The organism is Candidatus Synechococcus spongiarum SH4, assembly GCF_000586015.1.
Classification (GTDB): Bacteria; Cyanobacteriota; Cyanobacteriia; order PCC-6307; family Cyanobiaceae; genus Synechococcus_B; species Synechococcus_B spongiarum_F.
In genome coordinates this window covers 1-4,750 of the sequence record NZ_JENA01000129.1, presented here as the reverse complement: position 1 = coordinate 4,750, position 4,750 = coordinate 1, and the positions used below count along the sequence as shown (strand labels likewise).

General features: G+C 63.9%; 6 protein-coding genes. 5 read left to right on the top strand and 1 reads right to left on the bottom strand.

Translation table 11 applies throughout. From position 1 onward, the window contains the following. Window positions 1-148: 148 nt before the first annotated feature. A complete protein-coding gene (locus BG35_RS0106575) occupies window positions 149-1,312 on the top strand; it encodes a carboxylate-amine ligase (RefSeq protein WP_025782205.1) in 1,164 nt (387 codons plus the stop codon). Between the two features lie 7 nt (window positions 1,313-1,319). On the opposite strand, the gene BG35_RS0106570 is transcribed toward BG35_RS0106575, so the two are convergent. Next, window positions 1,320-1,970 (bottom strand): cofactor assembly of complex C subunit B, encoded by a 651-nt coding sequence (locus tag BG35_RS0106570; RefSeq protein WP_025782204.1) that lies wholly within the window; start codon window positions 1,968-1,970, stop codon window positions 1,320-1,322. 85 nt (window positions 1,971-2,055) lie between these two features. Here BG35_RS0106570 and BG35_RS12735 point away from each other — a divergent pair, with 85 nt between their 5' ends. The 4 genes from BG35_RS12735 to BG35_RS0106550 all read left to right on the top strand — a co-directional run. Then, window positions 2,056-2,430 (top strand): tellurite resistance TerB family protein, encoded by a 375-nt coding sequence (locus BG35_RS12735; RefSeq protein ID WP_051506192.1) that lies wholly within the window; start codon window positions 2,056-2,058, stop codon window positions 2,428-2,430. 121 nt (window positions 2,431-2,551) lie between these two features. Then, window positions 2,552-3,214, top strand: coding sequence for a photosystem II repair protein Psb32 (gene psb32 / locus BG35_RS0106560; RefSeq protein WP_051506191.1), 663 nt, complete (start codon window positions 2,552-2,554; stop codon window positions 3,212-3,214). A 13-nt stretch (window positions 3,215-3,227) separates the two neighbouring features. Next, complete coding sequence (locus BG35_RS0106555; protein ID WP_025782202.1) at window positions 3,228-4,388, top strand: proton extrusion protein PcxA; 1,161 nt, start codon at window positions 3,228-3,230, stop codon at window positions 4,386-4,388. Beyond that, a partial coding sequence (locus tag BG35_RS0106550; RefSeq protein WP_025782201.1) for a bifunctional adenosylcobinamide kinase/adenosylcobinamide-phosphate guanylyltransferase occupies window positions 4,375-4,750 on the top strand: 376 nt, incomplete at its 3' end. The genes BG35_RS0106555 and BG35_RS0106550, both read left to right, overlap by 14 nt.

Genomic DNA, 4,750 nt, shown 5'->3' with positions numbered 1-4,750 from the left:
GGGTCATGCTCTGCAATTCCTCTCTCTTCCTCACTGAGCTTCACGGGAATTGGGGGGGCGACCAACAGCCGTCGGTGGTGGGCAGGCGTTCGGGTCAGTACAGTTCATTGCAACGGGTTACATTGCGTTATTGAAGGATGAATGCGCCATGACGGACAGCAGGGATCACTTCCCCATCACCTTGGGGGTGGAGGAAGAACTGTTTCTCGTGGATCCCCAATCCCGGGATCTGTTGGCCGATCCCGATGGGGGTATTTTTGAGACCTGTGGGAACGCCTGCGGTCCCCACAAGGTGGTGCGGGAGTTTTTCCGCTGCCAGATTGAAACCAACACCAGGGCCTGCTCCTCGGTGGCGGAGGTGCGCACGGCCCTGCGGGACACCCGGAGAATCGTCATTGATGCCGCGGCGCGGTACGGGGCGGCGGTCATGGGGTCTTCCACCCATCCTTTTGCCCTATGGCAGACCCAGAAGGTGTCCCCCAGTGAGCGTTACCAGCGCTTTCTCGCCAACTTCCAGGACAATGTCCGCCACTTTGTCGTTGGCGGCATGCACGTGCATGCCGGGTTTGGCGATCCGGATACCCGCATCCTGGTGATGACCGCACTGCGCCGCTATCTGCCCCTGCTCCATGCCCTGTCCACGTCGTCCCCGTTCAGCGGCGGGCGGGAGACGGGATTCAAGTCCTACCGGTTGAGCCTAGTGGGGGCCCTGCCCCGCACGGGGATGCCCAACCCGTTGTATTCCCGGGCGGACTACGACCGCATGATGGCCGCGTACCGGCGGATGGACTTCATTCGGGACGGCAGCGAACTGTGGTGGGACATTCGACCGTCCCACGCCTTTCCCACCATTGAGCTGCGCATCTGCGATGTCTGTACCCGCATTGAGGACGGGGTGGCCATTGTGGCCCTGTATGCCTGTCTGATCCGTTGGCTCATGCGCCAGGCGCACATGGGCAAGCTGCCGGCGGAGCCGTTCACCGAGTTGATCGAGGAGGACCGTTGGCTTGCGCAACGGTATGGCGTATTTGCCGCCTTGGGGCGCCAGAGTTGCGAGGGGGGCAGGATGGAGTGTCTCCCCATCCTTGAGGAACTCCAAGGCCAACTGGCGCAGGACGCCCGGGCGCTGGCTTGCGAAGCGGAGTTGGGCCATGCCCTGGCCATGGCCCGGGAGGGAACCTGCGCGGATCGCCAACTGGATCTTTACCGGCAACGGCGCCAGGAAGGGGACAGCCACCAGGAGGCCCTGCGTCAGGTGGTGGACCTGCTGTTGACCCGCACCAGGGAGCAGGTTGTGGAAGATACCCTGTAAATCCCTGTCAGGGCATGGCTGCCCCGCCCCTCTCGTCCTCGTCCAGCCGTAGTCCCAGACGCTCGGTCCAACCCTTCACCCAGCCCAGATCCCCGCTGTTAAAACAACGGGGGCTGGCGCCGGCCACCACCAGCAGCCCCTGGGATCCCACGGGTTCCAGTAGCACGGCAGGAGTGCCCTCCGGCAAGTAGGTGAACTCCCGGCGGGCGGGGAAGAGCTTCAGGTTCACCAGATAGAGGCGCCGTTGGCTGCCGAGCACCCGCTGCACCAGGGGTCCCTCCTGATAGGGCACACCCGTGAGCAGGCCACGGCTCAACAGCAGGCGCTGCTTCCAGATGCAGTGGACGGCCACAGCGGCAGTGTTCAACAGCAGCATCTGGGAACCCCAGCCCAGCTCCTCCCGAACGCCGGCCGGCAGGCCCTCCGCCAGTTGCAGCCCCTGTTCTCCACTGAGGGTCAACGGTTTTTCCGCTGCGGGATCCACGCTGGTCCAGTTGAGGCCCACCAGCATCAGGCCGACCGCCATCAGCGAGCCCACCACGTCGGCGCGCCCCAGGCTCACGTTGGCCGGGCTGCCCCCTGCCGTCAGGTGGTTCAACGCCAGGGCCAGGGCGCCGATGCTGCCGGCGAACAGGCTGAGGCGGGCTCCTGTGGTCATGGATTGCTGACGCCATAGGGTGTCCACCTTGGCAGTCCATGGCCATCCCTGCTGCAATAGGAGTACCGCTCCCCCAACTCCCACCATGGAGACCGGCACAGCCTTTGCCGCCATTGCGCTTGCCGCCGTCGCTTCCGACGGCGTTTGCACCCGCGAGGAAGCCCGGGCCCTGCGACGAGATCTGGAGTTTCGCTATCCCTACATCCACATGGACGAGACGGCCATGGGAACCCTGTTCGACCAGCTTTTGCGACGCATCCGCGAGGACGGCCATGGGCCCCTGATGGCGGAAGCCGCCGGCGCCCTCAACCAGCAGCAGCAGTTGACAGCTTTTGCCGTGGCTTGCAATCTGATCAGGAGCGATTATCGCACCACCCCCGAGGAGGAGGCTTCCTGGAAGACTTGGCCCAGGCCATGGATCTGGATGCCGCTGAGCGCAAGGCCATCCCCCACGTGTTGACCATTCTGTATCGCGATGCCCTGCAGCCCCGTTGATGTTGCTCCATGGAGAAGCCCTACAGGGATGCCGGGATTGACCCACCCAGCCCGGGAACGGCAGTATGACGGGATAGAGTTGGCTGATGGCGATGGGACGGTTTCTGGGACTTCTGGTGCTGGGGCTGGTGGTGCTGGCGCCGCCGTCCATGGCCATGACGGCCGCTGACCTGCCAGCCACGCCGCCGGAGCAGGAGCGGGTGGTGGATCAGGCGGAGGTGTTGAGCCGCGCTGCGGCTGGAGAATTGAACCGCCGCCTGTCCGACTTGACCAGCTACGGGGTGGAGGCCAACCTGGTCACCCTGAAGCGGGTAGACTACGGCAGCACCCCCGCCACTGTGGCCACGGATCTGCTGGAGCGCTGGCGGCAACAGGATCCCCGGGAGCGGTTGGTGACGCTGGTGGAAACCAGGACCGGCCAGGTGGCCCTGGTGGCCAGCCCCGCCTTGGCCAGCCGCCTTCCCCCCGACCTGCTGCAAAGCACCGCGGAGGACACCATGGCCGGCCAGTTACGCCGCGGTGAAGGGTACCGTATGACCATGCTGCGGGGTGTGCAGCGGCTGGATACCGTTCTGGCTGGCGAAGAAGATCCCGGACCACCGGCGCTGGAGGCGGCCATGCCCGCTGTGCGCTCCAACGTGCCCAGCCATGAGGAGACAACCGCCAGCAACGCCCTGACCTGGGTGGCCGTGTTGCTTGGATTGGGGACGGTCATTCCCATGCTCACCTGGTGGGTATTTTCCCGCTGACCCCTTCACTGCCATGGCCTTGAACCGCTGGCTCGGACGTCTGGTGGGGGGACGGAGCAGGGAGGCTCGCCTGCGACGGCTGGAGGCGGCCACCGCGGCGGCGCTGCGGATTCAGACCATCGAGTTGCGGCACTTCCAGGGGGATTTGGCCCGCTTTGACCAGGAGCTTGACCTCAACAGCGGCAGGCTGGCCATGGTGGCCAGTCAGTTTCGCCAGGCCATGGCCGTGTGTAGGCGGGACCTGCCGGAGTTGCAGGCCTGCCGCCGGGAGTTCACGCCAGACCAGTTGCAGCAGTTGCAACTGGTGGAGGAGGTGGTGGGCGCCTACCGTCAGCGGGCATCCGGTGACGCCGGTCGTGATTCAGGTCTCAGCCAGGCGCCCGAGATGGTGCCCCGCAGTTTGCTGGGTCTCTTTTCCCGGATGCAGGATCGCCTTGCACCCGGCGGCGAAACCGCCACGGTGGAAGGGTTTCGGCGGCGGCGGGATTCCACCCTGGTCTCCCTGCGGGTCCTGCTGTTGCTGGTGTTGGCGCCGCTGTTGTTTCAGCAGTTCAGCCGCACCCTGCTGGTGGGTCCCCTGGTGGACCGCGTTGCCCCGGCGGTTCCCGTGATCATGTACACCCGAGGGACGTTGGAGGAGCGGGCTGTGGAGAAGTTGCGCATCTACAAGGAGGAACTGGAATTTGAAGCCCTGCTACGGGGAGAGGCGGTGCCGTCCATTGAGGACATGCAATCCAGCCTGCGGCAAAGGGCTGATGAACTGCAAGCCGAGAACGAGCGGGAGAGCACCACGGCCGTCAAGAATCTCCTTGCGGATGGATTTGGTGTACTGGGGTTTGCCTTGGTCTGCCTGCTGTGCCGGGAAGAGTTACGGGTGCTGCGCAGCTTTTTTGATGAGATTGTGTATGGCCTGAGCGATAGCGCCAAGGCTTTTGTCATTATCCTGTTCACAGACATGTTCGTTGGCTATCATAGTCCTGAGGGATGGAATGTTTTGTTACAGGGAATTTCGGAGCACTTTGGTCTACCTCCCAATCCAGGTTTTATTGGCTTATTTGTGGCAACATTCCCTGTTATTCTGGCCACAATCTTCAAGTATTGGATCTTTCGCTATCTCAATCGTGTTTCCCCTTCATCGGTGGCCACACTGCGGAACATGAATGGCGGAGGTTGATGTGAACAGTACGCCGTTGCACAACAGCCCAGCCGGCCATGGGGTTCTGGTGCTGGGGGGCAGTGGCAGTGGCAAGAGCCAGTGGGCTGAACACTTGACGTCCACCTGGGCGTCCACCTGCCAGCAGCCGGTGCTGTATCTGGCCACCGGTGATGCCGCATTGGCGGATGCCGATTGGCAGCAGCGTCTCCAAAGGCACCGCCGCCGGCGACCAGCCAGTTGGCGGACCCGGGAGTGTGGCGCCGCCTTGCCGGAAGCACTGGCCGCAGCAGAGACAGCGCCGTTGCGGCTGGTGGATTCCCTCGGCAGTTGGGTCAGCACCCTGTTGGATCTCCAGGAACCTGCCTGGCAAGCGCGGGTTG

Excerpts from the sequence above, each read along its gene's own strand:
- BG35_RS0106575 (WP_025782205.1), top strand. The coding sequence starts at position 149 with ATGACGGACAGCAGGGATCACTTCCCCATCACCTTGGGGGTGGAGGAA.
- BG35_RS12735 (WP_051506192.1), top strand. The coding sequence starts at position 2,056 with ATGGAGACCGGCACAGCCTTTGCCGCCATTGCGCTTGCCGCCGTCGCT.
- psb32 (WP_051506191.1), top strand. The coding sequence starts at position 2,552 with ATGGCGATGGGACGGTTTCTGGGACTTCTGGTGCTGGGGCTGGTGGTG.
- BG35_RS0106570 (WP_025782204.1), bottom strand. The coding sequence starts at position 1,970 with ATGACCACAGGAGCCCGCCTCAGCCTGTTCGCCGGCAGCATCGGCGCC.
- BG35_RS0106555 (WP_025782202.1), top strand. The coding sequence starts at position 3,228 with ATGGCCTTGAACCGCTGGCTCGGACGTCTGGTGGGGGGACGGAGCAGG.